This is a genomic window from Kineococcus radiotolerans SRS30216 = ATCC BAA-149, from assembly GCF_000017305.1.
GTDB classification, from domain to species: Bacteria; Actinomycetota; Actinomycetes; order Actinomycetales; family Kineococcaceae; genus Kineococcus; species Kineococcus radiotolerans.
This window is the reverse complement of the sequence record NC_009664.2, coordinates 61,401-76,853: the sequence shown is the minus strand read 5'-3', so window position 1 is coordinate 76,853 and position 15,453 is coordinate 61,401. Positions and strand designations below refer to the sequence as shown.

Below are 15,453 nucleotides of genomic sequence, written 5' to 3'. Positions count from 1 at the left end.
CTCACTTCAGTCCGGTCGTCGCGATGCCGCGGATGAGGTACTTCTGCGCGATCACGAAGAACACGAGGATGGGGGCCAGGGAGAGCAGGGACATGGCGAACAGGGCGCCCACGCCGTTCTGGGTCTCCGCGTTGACCATGGTGTTGAGCGCGACCGGGACGGTGTAGACGTCGACGGAGGTCAGGTAGATGAGGGGGGTGAAGAAGTCGTTCCAGGTCCAGATGAACGTGAAGATGGTGGTCGTGACCAGGGCCGGCTTCATCAGGGGGAGGATGATCGACCAGAAGACCCGGAAGGGACCGGCGCCGTCGATGGCCGCGGCCTGGTCCAGGTCACGGGGGATGGTGCGGATGAACTGGACCATGAGGAAGACGAAGAACGCATCGGTCGCCAGGAACTTCGGGATGAGCAGCGGGAAGTAGGTGTTCAGCATGTCCAGCTGCGAGAAGAAGATGTACTGCGGCACGACGAGGACGTGCATGGGCAGCATGACGGAGGCGAGGGTGATCCCGAAGTAGAGACGCCGGGCACGGAACTCCAGCCGCGCCAGGGCGTAGGCGGCCAGGGAGCAGGAGACGAGGTTGCCGACGATGGAGCCGACGGTCAGCAGCAGGGAGTTGACGAAGAAGAGCGAGAAGGGCTCCCCGAGCGCGTTCCACCCGTTGCGGTAGTTGTCGAACGTCACCTCGCTGGGGATGAGGCCGGGCTGGGAGAGGATGAGGTTGCCCGGCTTGAACGAGCTGATGATCATCCATGCCAGCGGGTAGATCATGAGGAGGGCGAAGGCGGTCAGCAGGAGGTGCTTGCGCAGGTCCCCGCGGGGCCTGCGCGCCGGCGCGGTACGGCCGGGCGTCTGCGTCTGCGGTGTCAGGGTGGTGGCCACGTCGCGCTCCTCAGTTGTCCCCGTAGAAGACCCAGTACTTCGACAGCAGGAAGTGCAGCGCGGTCACGACGCCGATGACGAGGAGAAGCACCCACGCCATCGCCGAGGCGTAGCCCATGTTGAAGTTCACGAAGCCCTGCTGGTAGAGGTACAGCGTGTAGAACAGCGTGGAGTCCAGCGGACCGCCGCGGCCACCGGAGATGACGTGGGCCTGGGTGAAGCTCTGGAAGGCGCCGATGGTCTGCAGGACCAGGTTGAAGAAGATGATGGGCGTCAGCATCGGTGCGGTGATGGAGACGAACTGCCGCCACCGCCCGGCACCGTCCACGCGGGCCGCTTCGTAGAGCTCCTCGGGGATCTGGCGCAGGCCGGCCAGGAAGATGATCATGGGTGAGCCGAAGGTCCACACGTTGAGGACCACGATGGTCGACAGGGCCGTGGCCGGGTTCTGCAGCCAGCTCTGGCCTTCGACGCCCAGCAGCGCGAGGCCGGCGTTGATGAGCCCGTCGTGCCCGAAGAGCTGGCGCCACAGGATCGCGACGGCGACGGAGGTGCCCAGCAGGGAGGGGAGGTAGTAGACGCTGCGGTACAGGGCCAGACCCTTGATGCCCTTGTCGAGGACGACGGCCAGGGCCAGGGCGAAGGCCAGCTGCAGGGGGACGGAGACCACGACGTACTTCAGGGTCACCCACGTCGAGGCCCAGAAGCGCGGGTCCTCGCCCATCCGGCGGAAGTTCTCCAGGCCGGTCCAGGTGGGGGCGTTGAGCAGGTCGTAGTCGGTGAAGGCCAGGTAGAGCGACGCCAGCAGCGGGACGGCGGTGATGAGGACCAGGCCCAGTAGCCAGGGGATGAGGAAGACGTGCGCGGCGCGACCCTGGCGCCGCCACTCGGCGGTGCCCCGGATCGCCGCCGGCGGTGGCGTGCTGCTGGAGAGCGCCGGTCCAGGCGGCGCGGTGGGGGCACTCACTTCTTCGCTGCGTCGATCTCGCGGCTGACCTCACTGATGAAGGCCGCCGACGCGTCGGGGATGCTGGTGCTGCCCAGGGTGACGGCTTCGATGGTGCGGGCCATGACATCGCGCCAGGTACCCGATCCCGGGGGAGCCTCGTAGCGGGGGCGCTGTTCCAGCTTCATCTCCTCGTCGACGAGGTCGAGGAGCTTGATCTCGTCGGGTGTGGCGTCGGGGCGGATCTCGGCGAGGATGCGGGGATTCGCCGGTGCGCCGACGGTGAGTCCGGTCTGGGAGACCATGCGGGCGTCGTTGAGGTTGAAGTTCAGCAGCTTGGCGGCACCGGGGAGGGAGCCCTCGGCGGTGCGCGCGTACATGGCGATGCGGCTGAGGTAGCCGAAGCGGAAGCCGGGGGTGGCGTCGGCGTTGGCCGGGGTCATCCGCTGCTGGAAGTCGTAGTCGGGGAACTGCTGCGCCTCGTCGACGATGTGGTTGGAGTTCTGCAGGGTCAGCAGGGCTTTCTCCCCGATGAGGGACCACTCCCCGTCCGCCCCTTCCTGCTCGGAGAGCTCCAGGGTCGCCCCCTTGGCGCGCAGGTTCTCCCACCAGGCGAACCAGCCCTCCAGCACCTCCGGTTCAAAGCCGAGGGTTCCCTCCTCGGTCCACAGGTCGCCCCCGTGCTGGCGGACCCAGGACTCGAAGACCATGTCGCCGTTGGCGCAGTAGGCGGCGCCCTTGCGGCCTTGGGGGTTGTCGGCGGAGTAGTCGATGAGGAACTCCGCCAGGGCGTCCCACGTCCAGCTCGCTTCGTCGTAGGCGGGCAGCTCCGCGCCGGCTTCCTCCAGGAAGGTCTGGTTCCAGCGCACGCAGGGGGTGAAGACCGACCGGGGCATGGTGTTGAGCTGGCCGCCGAGCTTGAAGGTCTCGAGGAGTTCGGGGGGGTAGTCGGACAGGTCGAAGTCCTCGAGGTCGTCGAGGGTGCGGTACAGGCCGGCAGCCTCGTAGGTGAGGACCTGGGGGGAGGGGATCCAGAAGAGCTCGGGGACGTTGCGCCCGGCCATCTGGACGGTGATGCGTTCCTGGAAGGCGGTGTAGTCGGCGAACTCCGGGCGGACGGTGACGTCGGGGTTCTCCTTGGAGAAGACGGCCAGAGCGGCCTCGTAGTTCTTCTGGCGGACGGCGTCGCCCCACCACGCGTAGCGGACGGCGCCGTCGGAAGAGCCGCTGGAGCTGCCGCCGCAGGCGGTGGTGGCCGTCGCGGCCGCGGTGACGGCTCCTGCTCCCAGGAGACGGTTGAAGGTACGTCGGTTCATGGTGGCTCTCCCTGACATCTCCGTCGATGTGGTGCTGAGGGGTGGCGCAGCGCGAGTACGTCGTCTGACCGTAGGTCCAGAATTTTTGTCGGTCAAGACTGATTGTCAGACAAGATTGCTGCGCTAGCATCCTCCTATGTCCGTGGCGCCGCGGTTCGTGCTCGCTCCCTCATCGGTGGTCGACGCCCTCTTCGAGGCCGTACGGCAGCGCATCGTCACCGGTGAGCTGGCCGGGGGCGAGAAGCTCACCGAAGCGCGCGTCTCCAGCGAGTACGGGGTCGCCCGCACCACCGCCAAGGCCTGCCTGGAGCGACTCACCAGCTCCGGTCTGGTCCGCCGCTCCGCCCACAAGTCCGCCGTGGTCACCGAGCTCGGCAGCACCGAGCTCTCCGACCTGTACTTCGCCCGCTCCGCCGTGGAAGGGGCAGCGGTACGCCGCCTCGCCGGGCTGCAGCAGGTGCCGGCCCCGGCTCTCGAAGCCCAGGAACGTGTCGTCCTGGCCGTCGAGGCCGGGGACTTCGCCCGCCAGGCCGCCGCCGACATGGACTTCCACGCCGCGCTCGTCGACGGGACGGGCAGCGAGCGCCTCGCTCGCATGCACGCACTGATCATGGGCGAGGTGCATCTGACGATGGGCCAGTCACAGGCCCACGTCGTTCCCGGGCGCAGCAGCGTGGGTGATGAGCACGAAGCCGTCCTCCACGCCGTCACCGCCGGCGACGTCGAGGGAGCGGTCGCGGCCCTGCAGACGCACCTGGAGCGGGCCGAGGCGCGCGTGCAGGCGCGCCTGGTCCGGATGGGGCAGCGCGCCACCGACGACAGGACCGGAGACACGGCGCACGACACGGCCGGAGACGTCACCGGTCGTCCCGCCGACGACGTCACCCGCGCCACGGCCTGACACCACCTGACACCCCACACCACCTGACGGAGCTGACCGGGCGCTCCGGGCATCCCGCCGGGTCGAACCACCGGCCCGCAGCGGCCGCTGCCGCACGACGCAGCACCACGCACCCCACGACGGGCGCGTGGTCCTCACCGACCGACGAAGGAGTACGGCATGCGCGTGGGTTTCATCGGACCAGGGATCATGGGGCGGCCCATGACCGCCAACCTCGTCGCCGCAGGCCACGACGTCCGCTGCTACGGCCGCTCCGACGCCTCCCGGGAGCGGGCCCGCAGCACCGGCGCTGAGGTCACCGACAGCGTCGCCGCGGCCTGCGAGGACGCCGAAGTGGTGGTGACGATGCTGCCCGCCGGTCCCGACGTGCTCGCCGTCACCACCGGTGACGACGGAGTCCTGCCGTCGATGCCCCCGGGCGCGGTGCTGCTGGACCACTCCACCATCAGCCCCGACGAGGCCCGCGAGGTGCACGCGGCCGCGACCACGGCCGGCGTGCGCTGTCTGGACGCCCCCGTCAGCGGAGGCGAAGCGGGCGCGGTGGAAGGAACCCTGGCGGTGATGGTGGGCGGCGACCCGCAGACCCTCGCCCATGTCCGCCCCGTCCTCGACGCGGTCGGGTCGACCATCGTGCACGTCGGAGGGCCCGGAGCCGGCCAGGTCGTCAAGGCCGCCAACCAGCTCGTCGTCGCCGGCAACCTCCAGGTCCTCGCCGAAGCCCTGGTGTTCCTGCGCGCCCACCTCGGCGAGCAGGACCTCCCCGCCGCACTGGACGTCCTGGGCGGCGGACTCGCCGGCAGCACGGCCCTGACCCGCAAGCGCCGGGCCCTGCTCGAGCAGCACTACCAGCCGGGGTTCCGCATCGCGCTGCACGACAAGGACATGGGCATCGTCGAGACCGCCGCCCGTCACGCCGGCCTCGCCCTGCCCGTCACCTCCGTCGTGGCCACCATGATCGCAGCGGTGAAGGCGCGCGGTGGCGGCGACCTGGACCACTCCGCCCTCGCCGAGCTCGCCGCTGACCTCAACGGGAGTGCTCGATGACCGCCCTGGACGAGGCTTCCGCTGCCATCCCCGCGGACGTGCCCGCCGCCATCCCCGCCGACACGTCAGCCGGGGACCCGGACCTGTGGTGGTACGCCCCGTTCCGGATGTACCAGACCAACCTGCGCGAGATCGACGCCGACCTCGACGTCGATGCCGTGCTCGACCACATCGTCGCGTTCGGGGCCAACGCCTGGCTGCTCAACGTCGGCGGGATCATCTCGAACTACCCCACCCGGCTGTCGTTCCAGACGCCGAACCCCGTCCTGGCCCAGCGCCCCTCCGGCGACCTCGTCGGTGACGCGGTGAGTGCGGCGCACGCACGCGGGGTCCGGGTGATGGCGCGCATGGACTTCTCCAAGGTGGCCCGCCCCATCGCCGAGGCGCACCCGGACTGGCTCTACCTCGACCCGGCCGGGCAACGGCAGGAGCTGAACGGGCTGACCAGCGTCTGCCCGTCCGGCGCCTACTACCAGGAGCACCTCGTCCACGTGCTCGAGGAGGTCCTCGACCACGCCCCCGTGGACGGGTTCTTCTTCAACTGGATGGGCTACGGCGAGGTCGACTACGCCAAGCGCTACCGCGGCGTCTGCCAGTGCCTGGGCTGCCGACGCGGCTTCACCGCAGCCCACCCCGGCCAGAGCCTGCCCACCGGACCCGAGTCGCCGGCGTACCCGACCTGGCGTCGATGGTCGGTCGCGGTCATCGACGGACTGCTCGCCCGAGCACGCCGCACCATCGCCACCCGCCGACCCGAGGCGCCGCTGGTCATGGGCCACACCGCGGACATCGTCTTCCACGAGGCCAACAACGCCGTCGGCCGCTCCATGTGGCACCACCAGACCTCCGAGAGCGTGTCGGCCGCGAAGTCCTACCGCCCGCACGTCCCCGTCCTGGTCAACTCCGTCGCCTTCTACGACATGCCCTACCGCCTCGTCGCCGAGGAACCCCACGTCCTGGCGCAGTACCACCTGCAGGCCATCGCGCGCGGGGCCAACCCCTCCACCTACGTCATGAGCTTCCCCGGCCGCCTGGACTACGCCAGCCTGCCCGCGGCCTCCCGCATCGTCCGGTTCCACCGCGACCACGCCGAGGTCTACGACCACCTCGTACCCGCCGCCCGCACCGCGCTGATCCGCCCGGATCCCCTCGCGGTCCCCGAGGACGACAGCGACCGGGGGGAGGAGTTCCGCGGACTCTACGAGGCGTTGCTGGAGCGCCACGTGCCCTTCGACGTGGTGCCCGCGGAACGCCTCTGCGAACTCGCCGGTCAGCTGAAGCGCTACCGCCTCCTCGTCCTGGGGGACCTCGGCGCGCTCCCGCCCGCGAGCGCGGACGTCCTCGAGGGCTTCACCGCCGCCGGGGGACGGATGCTGCTGACCGGCTCCACGGGCTTCGTCCTCGACGATCCCCAGCTGCCCTCGGCGGGGATCGGGCGCCGCGCCGCCGTGCTGACCGGGCCGGAGGCGACCTGGTCGTCGGTCGTGGTGCCGGAGGAAGGTTCTCCGGTGCCGATCCTCGGTAGCTTCCACACCCTCGAGACCGCGGAGGTCACGGCGCACCGGGTTCTCTCCCGGGCTCCCTACGGCCCGCCGGAGAAGTGCTACGGGCACCTCGAGCTCGACACCCCCGCCGCCGTGCGCTCCGAGCGAGTCACCACTCTGGCCATGACGCCCGGGCGGGCGTACCGCGCCAGCGGCTTGTCAGGGCTGCGCGATCTCGTGGCCGATGAGGCACTGCGGTTGCTGGCGGCGGATGTGGAGATCGTCACCGATCTTCCCGAGCAGGTCGAAGTCGTCGTCGGCGCCTCACGTGCCGGCCGGGTGCTGCACCTGCGCAACCTCAGCGGAGCCACCCGGCAGTCGTTCCACGCCCCCCTGCCGGTGAGGGGGTCCTTCCTCTCGTACGCGGGGTGGCCGGCGGGGCAGCGGGTGCGGGCACTGGTGGCGGGGGTCGAGCTCGTCGCCGAAGCCGACGCCGACGGCCGGGGCCGCGTGCAGCTGCCCGAGCTGGACCTGTTCGAGGTGCTCGTCGAGGCCACGTGACCGGCAACCGCACCGCCTGCCGCACCGGCGCCCTCGCCACGGACCGGTCACCAGGAGCCACCGCAACCGATCGTCACCCGCGTCGACAGGTGCCTCCTCGCCGACCGCGCCGTCGCTGTCCCCGTCGCGGTGGAAGGCGTACTCGGGGTCGTGCCCCCTCGACCTCGCCCGGGCACGACGCCCAGCACCCGGGATGGCGTGCGTTCCGCCGAGGTCACCCCAACCCCCCCCAGGTGGCCTTCAGCCCGACCCGGCGGGCGACGTGGGTGCAGCGGTACGCCCGGGTCGGCCGCAGCCAGGTGGGGTCGCCGTCGCCCTGCTGCCCGTTCAGCGGCCTGTCCACGTCGGCAGTTCCAGGCCCTCGTCGGCGAAGGCGACCCGATCACCTCGTCCCACTGCTCGGCGCCCCTCTGCCACGCCTGGGAAAGGGCCACGACGTGGTCGATCTGCACCGCGGAGGAGGTGGTTGCGAGGTGAGGCTCGCCCTGGGCATGCCGCAGCGAGCTCGCTGCGGTAGAGGCCGTGAAGTCCATCCCGGTGCGTGACCTGCGCAACGAGTACGGCCGCATCCTCAAGGTGGTCGAGGAGAACGGCGAGAGCTGCACGATCACCAACCACGGTCGCGTGGTCGCTCAGATCGTCCCCCCGCCCCGCGAGACCGGGCCCCGCGAAGGCGTCCCCCTGGCCGATGTGGTCGGCCTCGCCGGCATGCTCGACCCGTCCCAGGTCGAGTCCCTCAAGACCGACCTCGCGGCAGCGAACTGGGAGTCCGAGGACCCGTTCGAGCGCCACGAGCAGCAGCGCTCGTCGTCGGACGCCATCTCCGCCCTGGACCAACAGGCCGACGGGGTGTGAGCCACGGCAGGAGGGGACGCACCGCCGCTTGGTGCTCCTCCCTGCGACGAGCAGGTACCCCACCACCCGGTGGAGAGCACGACATCGCCACCGGCCGTGCTGCGGCCGCCCCTGCGGGCTCGTGAGAGCGCCGCCCACACGAACCGCGAGGACCGTTGACCCACCTGCTCGACACCAAGGCCGTCCTCGACCTGCTCGCCCTGCCCGCGGGGACGACGACCAACCTGCCCGCTGACGCCATCGTCCACATCAGCGTCATCACCCAGGTCGAGCTCGACTACGGCATCGCCTCAGCCGTGGACGCCCCGACCTCCCTGGCGCGGCCCGTGGTGCTCCAGCAGGTGCTCGGCACCTGGAAGCCCCTGCCCATCGACGGCGCCGTCGCTTCCGTCTTCCTCGGCATCGCCCGCGGTGCCCTGCTCGCCGGGCAGAAGCCGCGGAACCGGATGAACGACCTGATGATCGCGGCGACCGCCGTGTCGCGGCGCTGGACGCTGGTGACCGGTGACCTCGTCCGAGCCGTCGAAGCCATCACCTCCGTCGTCACGCTGCGCTGACCCGGCGGTGACGACGTCGTCATCTCCTCCGTGGTTCACCAGGAGGGCTCCTCAGCCTCGGCGACCCACCCCAGCAGCGACACCTGCAGCTCATCCGCTCCCGGGGAGCGACTGCCGCGGTGGAACGAGGCGTGGCTGAGGACGGCTCTCAGCAAGCGAGTCGACGTCTCCTCGGCCAGCAGGCAGGCGAGCACGGGCCTCGATGATCATGGAGTTCTCCACGCACCGGATCGCCGAGGAACCCGTGCCCGTGCTGCCACCACCGCTGATGGCCAGTTCGCCATGCACCGACCACCGCAACCGGAGTTCGACCCCGGTGACGGTGCACCTGGATGCCGGCTACGACTCCGAGAACACGCACGATCGGCGCGCCGAACTCGGCCTGGGTGGGGGCATCGCCGTGGAGGAGTGGAGGCCCCGATCCGGGTCGGCGAACGCCGGCCAGTTGAGTCCACCCACCCGACGGCTGGAGTGAGCAGCTGTCGCCGGCCCTCCCGCGGAAGACCGACCAGTCCTTGACGCTCAGCAGGCGTCAGCTGCCCAACGCTCCCTCAGGCAACGTAGGTGTAGCCCGACCCGGGGTTCTCCGCGGTGTGGATCACCTTGTCGAGCTCCGCGCGGGCCGCCAGCAACTCCTGGATCTGCCGATCGATCCGTTCACGTTCGTGCCTCAGCCGCCCGCGCACTTCAGGGGTGGACGTCTTGGTGTCGACGCACGGCAGCAGCTGGGCCACCGCCTTGCTGGACAGGCCCGCCGCGTAGAGCTGCTGGATGAGCTTGACCCGGTCGACGGCCGTTTCACCGTAGTGCCGCTGCCCACTGGGGCTCCGCTGAGCGGACAGCAGCCCCTGCTCCTCGTAGTAGCGCAGAACTCGAACACTCACCCCCGCACCGGCGGCGACCTCACCGATCCGCACTCCCGTACCCCCGCCCCCGACGAACTGCTTGCCTCTCACATCGATGTCAGGTTTTAGCGTAGTCGACGTGAACATCGACAGCACCACCACCGCGCTCGTCACCGGCGCCAACCGTGGCATCGGAGCGCACTTCGTCAGTCAGCTCCTGGAGCGCGGTGCGACGGTCTACGCCGCTACCCGCCGCCCTGACTCCATCGACGTCCCCGGGGTCCGCGTCCTCGCGCTGGACATCACCGACCCCGAGGCTGTCGCGTCGGCCGCGCGGGGTGCCGGGGACGTGAACCTCCTGATCAACAACGCGGGGTCCTCGACGTGGGCGGACCTCCTCGGGGACCTGGACGCCGTTCGCGCCGAGATGGACGTGAACTTCTGGGGGACCCTCTCGATGGTGCGTGCGTTCGCGCCGATCCTCGCCGCGAACGGCGGCGGTGCGGTGGTCAACATCGCCTCGGCGCTCTCCTGGTCCGTCTACCCCGGCAACGGCGCGTACGCCGTGTCCAAGGCGGCGAACTGGAACATGAGCAACGCCCTCCGCCTGGAACTGGCGAGCCAGGGGACCCTCGTCACCTCGGTGCACCTGGGGGCCACCGACACCGACATGATCAAGGGCTACGACCTGCCGAAGAACGACCCCGCCGACGTCGCCCGCACGGTGCTCGACGGCGTCGCGGCGTCGAAGATCGAGGTCGTCGCCGACGAATCGACCGCGATGGTCAAGGCCGCGCTGGCCAGGGACCCGGCGGAGTTCTACCGCCAGTTCCTCACAGCCTGACCTCGGGGACCTCGTGACCAGCGACCTGTCAGGTGCAGGAGCGCGCAGTGTGGCCGCCGGGCCTCGCCTGTTGCCGGTCGGTCACGTCGATGGGTCACACAGGTCGAGTCCGCCGCGCGGCCAGGAGGGGTGGCCCACCACGGCGGACCCGGTCACCACACCGACGGTCGGCCCGGCAGTCCAGTGATGCACCACGTGGCGCGATCATCACCCCTGCTGACCCTGGGCGCTGCTGACGGGGAAGATCCACCCGGCACAGCACCGGGCTGACCGCTGACACCGGACTGACCACTGGCCTCCGACGACGACTGCGCCGAGGCCCGCGGCGGTGGGGTGTTACCGCACGAGCCGCGGTGACACCCCACCGCCGTGACCGTGCTCGACCCGGGGCCTCGACCGCTCAGGCGAGCTGGTCGATCGCTGCCTGGACCTTCCCGATGAGGTCCGCGCGCGCGGCCTCTGCCAGTCGGTCGCCGCGCCGGGGCGCCGCGAGGCGGTCCACGGCACGCTCGAGCGCGGCCGCCGCGGCGTCCGCCCGACCCGCGACGGCGTGCCTCTCGGCTCGGCGGAGGCTCTCCCGCAACCCCTGCAGGACCGGTCCGGAGACCTCCCCGGTCTCGGCGTAGCCGTCCAGCGCGGTGGTGATCGCCGCCAGGGTCGCGCGCTCGGCGGCGTGGTCCAGGCGGACAGCTCCCAGGTCACCGCACTCCCGGGGGGTCGACCGCGTGGCTCGCACGGTCACGCGCTGACCCAGGTCGTTCCAGCCGGTCTCGGCCGTCCAGGTGCCCGCGTTCGCCGTGCGGATCGAGAAGTCCGGGTCGCCCTGGACGGAGGCGTCGGGTGAGGGGAGGTCCAGGTAGGCGTCGTACTTCCCCTTGGGCACGCCGCAGGGTTCGGCGGTGATGACCGTGGTGGTGCCGGGGGCCCAGTCGCGGGCATCAGCGGGCAGGGCCGAGGCGTCGTCGCCCGTGAACGGGACCGCCCAGGTCCCCTCGTCGTTGCGCAGGACGAGGCGTGCGGGCCGTTCGTTGTACGGCGCGGCCCACCCCTCGTTGCGGACACCGACCTCGACGGTGGGTGAGCCGTCCGCGCGGGGTGACCCTGCGGTGACGGTGCTGTCCTCGAGCACGAAGCGGTAGCCGAGCCGCTTGGCGGTCTCCTCGATGCCCGCTCCACCCCACGAGTTCAGGACGTCCTGGTTGTAGTCCCGGTTGAGGTAGCTGAAGTGGTAGCGGGCCATGAGCGTCGAGGCGCTCTCCCACTCCGACTTCGGTGGGTTCACCGTGCAGGTCTCACCGCCCATGGGGACGTAGCGGGTGTCCGCCGCGAGGTAGTCCTCGTCCAGCGCCAGCGGGTTCGACAGGAAGGTGCCGAAGTCGTCCGGACTGGCGAGGAAGCAGTCGTTGTGGTGCCCCACGCGCGCCAGGTCCGTTCCGTCGTGGGCCTGGTCAGGGGTCAGTGCGCCCTCCTCGCCGGTGGGGACGCCGAGGATGGTCTGCTTCATGGACATCGTGCGGACCTGCAGGGTGCGGTCGTCGGGCAGCTCGTCCAGGAGCGCTCGCACGACAGCGGCCCGCTTCGCCCAGTCCTGTTCCGTGAGGACACCGGGGTCGGCCGGGTCCGCGGCGAAGTGGTCGGTGTAGTACCCCTCGCCCCACAGGCCCACGAAACCGGACTGCACGGTGGCGATCACGTCGGAGTTGGTGCGCAGCAGCGGCCCGAGCTGCTCGATGTGGGAGAGCACGACGTCCAGCGGCGCGTCGCCGTAGGGGGGCGAGTAGGGCCAGGCACCACCCTGGGCGTACGCGAAGCGCACGATGACGGAGACGCCGGCCTCGCGGGCCGTCGCCAGATCGGCATCCACCGCTGACAACCACTGTGGATCGAGGGTGGGGGTGGCGGCGAACTTCTCCAGGTAGAAGACGCGCAGGATCTGGGTGACACCGTCGTCCCGGTAACCGCGCAGCGTCGCCGCATCCAGGGGGGTGTACCCGGAGCCGTCCGCGCGGTAGTGGGTCTCCGTGTGGCGGTAGAAACCGCGTTGCGGGTTGGCGATGATCGCGTCGCTCGGCCGGTAGCTGACGGTGGTCGAGCGGTCGTGGGCGAGGCCCGCCCGCGCGCCCGCCGTGCTGGCGGTGCCGGCCGCGGCGGTCGTGGCGGCGCCGGCGGGGACGAGGAGGAGACCGAGCGTCACGGCGGCAGCAGCGCGCAGGCGGGGACCCCGCAGTGGGCGGTGGGAGGTGGGGGCGGTGTCGGTCATGCCAGGAAGTATCCGCACGGATGTGCCGTGAATCACAGGCGATGGACGGAAACGCTCACCGCGGATGAGCGAACGGGGACCCGCAGACCACTCCGGGCCGGGACAGCTACCGTCTCCCCAGCGATCGACGTCGTGTGGAGCCCAGTCCGCCAGTGCAACCCGGCGCGCGGAACGAGCGCTCCAGGCCGGGTGGGTCCTCGGCGCCTACGCGGCACGAGGGTGGGGGAGTGCGCGGGTTCCGCGGCGGATCGGTGGCGAACCGCGTGGTGGTGGTCTTCCACTGAACTCCGGTCACCCGCGGTCGGCCAGGCTGCCGGCTCCCACCACGTGCACCCGTGTGCCCAGCGCGCGGATCCGTCGCAGTTCCTCGCAGGAGGCCCCGCTGTCGGTCACGAGGTCCCCGATGTCGCCGAGACCGGTGACCCCGGCCGGTGTGCTGCGGCCGATCTTCGTGGAATCGGCCACCACGACGGCCCGCCGGGAATGGCGGACCATGACCGCGTTGGTGCGGGCCTCCCGCTCGTCGTACGTCGTGACTCCCCCCTCGGCGCTGACGCCGTCGGCCCCCAGGATGGCCAGGTCCACGGTGACGGAGGCGAAGGCGCTCTCGGCCAGCAGGCCGACCAGTTCGAGGGAGTTCGGGCGTACTGTCCCACCGGTCATCACGACCCGCAGGTTGGGGCGCGAACCCATCTCGGCGGCGGTGCTCAGCGAGTTCGTGATGACCGTCAGACCGTTGCGGTACAGCAGCTCGCGGGCGACGCCGGCGGCCGTCGTCCCCCCGCCGAGAGCGACGGTGCAGGGGCCCTGGGGCAGGAACGTCGCCGCCCGGCGGGCGATGAGCTGCTTGACGTGGTGGGACTGCCCAGCACGCAGGCGCATCGGGAGCTCCGTCGCCGGAGCCGATCTCCGGGCGCCGCCGTGGGTGCGCGTCAGCATCCCCTGCTCCTCGAGGTCGGACAGGTCGCGACGGACGGTGGCCTCGGAAACGGCCAGCTGACGCACGAACTGCCGCAGGCGCACGACGTCGTGCTCGTCCAGCAGCGACAGGATCGCGAGCAGGCGGTCGGATCGCCTGCGGAACCTCGGGTCCGGTCCGGTCGGGGGAACGTCGGGAGAAGCAGTCACCACCGGGGGACGACCCGATCCGTCGAGCGGTTGCCGCGCTCGACCTGAGCTGCTCACGTGCTCCCCCTCTCTCCTCGCCGCGCCACCCGCTGGGAGCACCGGCAGACCCGTCCCGCGGCGGGCGTCGAGGCCGCCGCTCGTGCCACCGCGTCGCGCAGCGGACGGGCCGAGCGGTGCGGCGGGGAGCGGATCAGCACGTCCAGCCGGCGTCGTGCGCGGTGCTGCGGTCACGACGGAGCAGGCGACCGCACCGGGTGGGGCTCGGTGCGGCGGTGCACTCCCCGTGGTTCAGACCAGTGCCCGCCCGCGCGCAGGTGCCCGACGACGCAGTGCTCGAGCCGGGTGCGCGGTTGCGTGATCCTCGGGTCGAGGACCTCGCGCAGCGGGCGGCGGAACACGAACTTCGCCACCGCGCGGTCCCCGTCCTCACCGTCCGACCCGCCCGGCGTTCCCGGCCTGTCCGCCGGCGGATCCACCACGAACCTGCTGGCGAAGCGGACGATGCCGCTGCCCGGGCCCAGCGCCGCGGGCAGCAGGGGGTCGAGCAGCCACGACGTGCAGGTGAACGGTTCCCCTCCGAACAGGGCCACCGCCCGCTCCAGGGAGGCGTCGACCGCCGCAGGCAGCAACGCGCCCGACTCCGGGACGTGCACCGCCCGGCCGTCGGGGCCCGCGACCCGCTCCACCTGCAACCGACCCACCGAGACGACGTCGGCTCGGGCCAACCCGAGCAGCCATCCCACGTCGATCCCCACCTCGGGCCCGGTTCCGTAGGCCGCCACCTTCCGCGGGACGTCCGCGAGCGTCTCCTCCGCCGTCGCCCGGTCCAGCCCCAGCGCGGCGAACCGCGCGAAGACCTCCGGACGCAGGAGGTCGAGGGACCGGACGAACCGCTCGACCGTCAGAGCCAGGGCAGCCGGAGGCTGTTCGGCCTCCAGCGCCTCCCGCAGGACCTCGGTGTCGGGGTCGGCGGCCGCGCTGTTCACGCCTCGGCCAGCAGGCGCAGCAACCGCTGCACCTCCCGAGCCACCGCCGCACGGGCCGGTGCGACGTACTTGCGGGGATCGACCAGCGCCGGGTCGGCGTCGAGCACTTCGCGCACGGCGCGGGTGAACAGGCCGTTGAGGTGGGTCGAGATGTTCACCTTGGTCATGCCCGCACGCACGGCCGCCGACAACTGGTCGTCGGCGACGCCGGAGGAGCCGTGCAGGACGAGGGGGACGGGGACCACGGCCGCGAGCGCGGCCACCAGGTCCAGGTCGAGGGTGGCGACCCGCTCGGTCATGGCGTGCGAGCTGCCGACGGCCACGGCCAGGCTGTCGACGCCGGTGGCCGCCACGAACGCCGCGGCCTGGGCGGGATCGGTGCGCGCTCCGGGGGCGTGCACACCGTCCTTGCCGCCGACTTCTCCCAGCTCCGCTTCGACGGGGACGCCGTGCGCGTGGCAGTGCTCGACGACCTCGCGGGTGACGCGGACGTTGTCCTCGTAGGGCAGGTGGGAGCCGTCGAACATGACGCTGTCCACCCCGGAGGCGACGGCCCGGTGGACGAGGTCGACGTCGTCGGCGTGATCGAGGTGGACGATGGCCGGCACCGGGGAGCGTCGGGCGAGGGCGAGGGTCGCAGCCGTCAGCGGCTCCAGGGCGCCGTGGTAGGCGATGCAGTTCTGGCTGATCTGCAGGATGACCGGGACGCCCGCCCGTTCGGCGCCGTCGACGATGGCCTCCGCGTGCTCGAGCAGGACGACGTTGAAGGCGCCGATCCCGCTGCGCCCGGTGCGGGCGTGCTGCAGAGCGGCGACGACGGGGGAGTCGAGGAGGGTCGACACG

The 15,453-nt window shown here is 71.2% G+C and carries 16 protein-coding genes; 7 read left to right on the top strand and 9 right to left on the bottom strand.

What is annotated here, in order from left to right; all coding sequences use genetic code 11:
• Position 1 precedes the first annotated feature (1 nt).
• The 3 genes from KRAD_RS00375 to KRAD_RS00365 are packed head-to-tail and all read right to left on the bottom strand — an operon-like array spanning position 2 to position 3,145.
• The gene (locus KRAD_RS00375) at positions 2-883 is read right to left on the bottom strand and encodes a carbohydrate ABC transporter permease (RefSeq protein WP_011981235.1); all 882 of its coding nucleotides are present in this window, start codon (positions 881-883) and stop codon (positions 2-4) included.
• Between the two features lie 10 nt (positions 884-893).
• A complete protein-coding gene (locus KRAD_RS00370; RefSeq protein WP_011981234.1) occupies positions 894-1,850 on the bottom strand; it encodes a carbohydrate ABC transporter permease in 957 nt (318 codons plus the stop codon).
• Complete coding sequence (locus tag KRAD_RS00365) at positions 1,847-3,145, bottom strand: ABC transporter substrate-binding protein (RefSeq protein ID WP_011981233.1); 1,299 nt, start codon at positions 3,143-3,145, stop codon at positions 1,847-1,849. The genes KRAD_RS00370 and KRAD_RS00365 overlap by 4 nt, the downstream gene beginning before the upstream one ends.
• Positions 3,146-3,281: 136 nt before the next feature.
• Between KRAD_RS00365 and KRAD_RS00360 the strand changes: the two genes are divergently transcribed.
• Genes KRAD_RS00360 through KRAD_RS00350 form a run of 3 tightly spaced genes read left to right on the top strand, consistent with a single transcriptional unit; the run spans position 3,282 to position 7,135 of the window.
• Positions 3,282-4,046, top strand: coding sequence for a GntR family transcriptional regulator (locus KRAD_RS00360; RefSeq protein WP_011981232.1), 765 nt, complete (start codon positions 3,282-3,284; stop codon positions 4,044-4,046).
• A 51-nt stretch (positions 4,047-4,097) separates the two neighbouring features.
• Positions 4,098-5,090 (top strand): NAD(P)-dependent oxidoreductase, encoded by a 993-nt coding sequence (locus tag KRAD_RS00355; RefSeq protein WP_338033950.1) that lies wholly within the window; start codon positions 4,098-4,100, stop codon positions 5,088-5,090.
• Positions 5,087-7,135 (top strand): alpha-amylase family protein, encoded by a 2,049-nt coding sequence (locus tag KRAD_RS00350; RefSeq protein ID WP_011981230.1) that lies wholly within the window; start codon positions 5,087-5,089, stop codon positions 7,133-7,135. The genes KRAD_RS00355 and KRAD_RS00350 overlap by 4 nt, the downstream gene beginning before the upstream one ends.
• 214 nt (positions 7,136-7,349) lie before the next feature.
• On the opposite strand, the gene KRAD_RS27375 is transcribed toward KRAD_RS00350, so the two are convergent.
• The gene (locus KRAD_RS27375; protein WP_275263041.1) at positions 7,350-7,478 is read right to left on the bottom strand and encodes a hypothetical protein; all 129 of its coding nucleotides are present in this window, start codon (positions 7,476-7,478) and stop codon (positions 7,350-7,352) included.
• Positions 7,479-7,657: 179 nt separating this feature from the next.
• Here KRAD_RS27375 and KRAD_RS00345 point away from each other — a divergent pair, with 179 nt between their 5' ends.
• From KRAD_RS00345 to KRAD_RS00335, 3 genes are all read left to right on the top strand, one after another.
• Positions 7,658-7,990: a type II toxin-antitoxin system Phd/YefM family antitoxin gene (locus KRAD_RS00345; protein WP_041291800.1), complete on the top strand. Its 333-nt coding sequence runs from the start codon at positions 7,658-7,660 to the stop codon at positions 7,988-7,990.
• A gap of 155 nt (positions 7,991-8,145) precedes the next feature.
• On the top strand, positions 8,146-8,547 hold the full coding sequence (locus KRAD_RS00340) for a PIN domain-containing protein (protein WP_011981227.1): 402 nt from the start codon (positions 8,146-8,148) through the stop codon (positions 8,545-8,547).
• Positions 8,548-8,749: 202 nt separating this feature from the next.
• Complete coding sequence (locus KRAD_RS00335; RefSeq protein WP_011981226.1) at positions 8,750-9,022, top strand: hypothetical protein; 273 nt, start codon at positions 8,750-8,752, stop codon at positions 9,020-9,022.
• 76 nt (positions 9,023-9,098) lie between these two features.
• On the opposite strand, the gene KRAD_RS00330 is transcribed toward KRAD_RS00335, so the two are convergent.
• Positions 9,099-9,464 carry a MerR family transcriptional regulator gene (locus KRAD_RS00330; protein ID WP_011981225.1) on the bottom strand — a complete coding sequence of 122 codons (366 nt, stop codon included), beginning with the start codon at positions 9,462-9,464 and terminating at the stop codon, positions 9,099-9,101.
• Between the two features lie 43 nt (positions 9,465-9,507).
• Here KRAD_RS00330 and KRAD_RS00325 point away from each other — a divergent pair, with 43 nt between their 5' ends.
• The gene (locus tag KRAD_RS00325; protein WP_011981224.1) at positions 9,508-10,236 is read left to right on the top strand and encodes an SDR family oxidoreductase; all 729 of its coding nucleotides are present in this window, start codon (positions 9,508-9,510) and stop codon (positions 10,234-10,236) included.
• A gap of 400 nt (positions 10,237-10,636) precedes the next feature.
• Here the strand turns inward: KRAD_RS00325 and KRAD_RS00320 are convergent, their stop codons facing one another.
• From KRAD_RS00320 to KRAD_RS00305, 4 genes are all read right to left on the bottom strand, one after another.
• The gene (locus KRAD_RS00320) at positions 10,637-12,496 is read right to left on the bottom strand and encodes a DUF4832 domain-containing protein (RefSeq protein ID WP_011981223.1); all 1,860 of its coding nucleotides are present in this window, start codon (positions 12,494-12,496) and stop codon (positions 10,637-10,639) included.
• Between the two features lie 291 nt (positions 12,497-12,787).
• Positions 12,788-13,627 (bottom strand): DeoR/GlpR family DNA-binding transcription regulator, encoded by an 840-nt coding sequence (locus KRAD_RS00315; protein ID WP_203417460.1) that lies wholly within the window; start codon positions 13,625-13,627, stop codon positions 12,788-12,790.
• 224 nt (positions 13,628-13,851) lie between these two features.
• Positions 13,852-14,610: a hypothetical protein gene (locus KRAD_RS23750; RefSeq protein WP_011981221.1), complete on the bottom strand. Its 759-nt coding sequence runs from the start codon at positions 14,608-14,610 to the stop codon at positions 13,852-13,854.
• On the bottom strand, positions 14,607-15,452 hold the full coding sequence (locus tag KRAD_RS00305; RefSeq protein WP_011981220.1) for a class II fructose-bisphosphate aldolase: 846 nt from the start codon (positions 15,450-15,452) through the stop codon (positions 14,607-14,609). The genes KRAD_RS23750 and KRAD_RS00305 overlap by 4 nt, the downstream gene beginning before the upstream one ends.
• Between the last annotated feature and the right edge of the window lies 1 nt (position 15,453).

Bases quoted from the DNA above. Each gene is read 5' to 3' on its own strand.
- KRAD_RS00365 (WP_011981233.1), bottom strand. From the start codon at position 3,145: ATGAACCGACGTACCTTCAACCGTCTCCTGGGAGCAGGAGCCGTCACC.
- KRAD_RS00320 (WP_011981223.1), bottom strand. From the start codon at position 12,496: ATGACCGACACCGCCCCCACCTCCCACCGCCCACTGCGGGGTCCCCGC.
- KRAD_RS00335 (WP_011981226.1), top strand. From the start codon at position 8,750: ATGATCATGGAGTTCTCCACGCACCGGATCGCCGAGGAACCCGTGCCC.
- KRAD_RS00350 (WP_011981230.1), top strand. From the start codon at position 5,087: ATGACCGCCCTGGACGAGGCTTCCGCTGCCATCCCCGCGGACGTGCCC.
- KRAD_RS00360 (WP_011981232.1), top strand. From the start codon at position 3,282: ATGTCCGTGGCGCCGCGGTTCGTGCTCGCTCCCTCATCGGTGGTCGAC.
- KRAD_RS00325 (WP_011981224.1), top strand. From the start codon at position 9,508: ATGTCAGGTTTTAGCGTAGTCGACGTGAACATCGACAGCACCACCACC.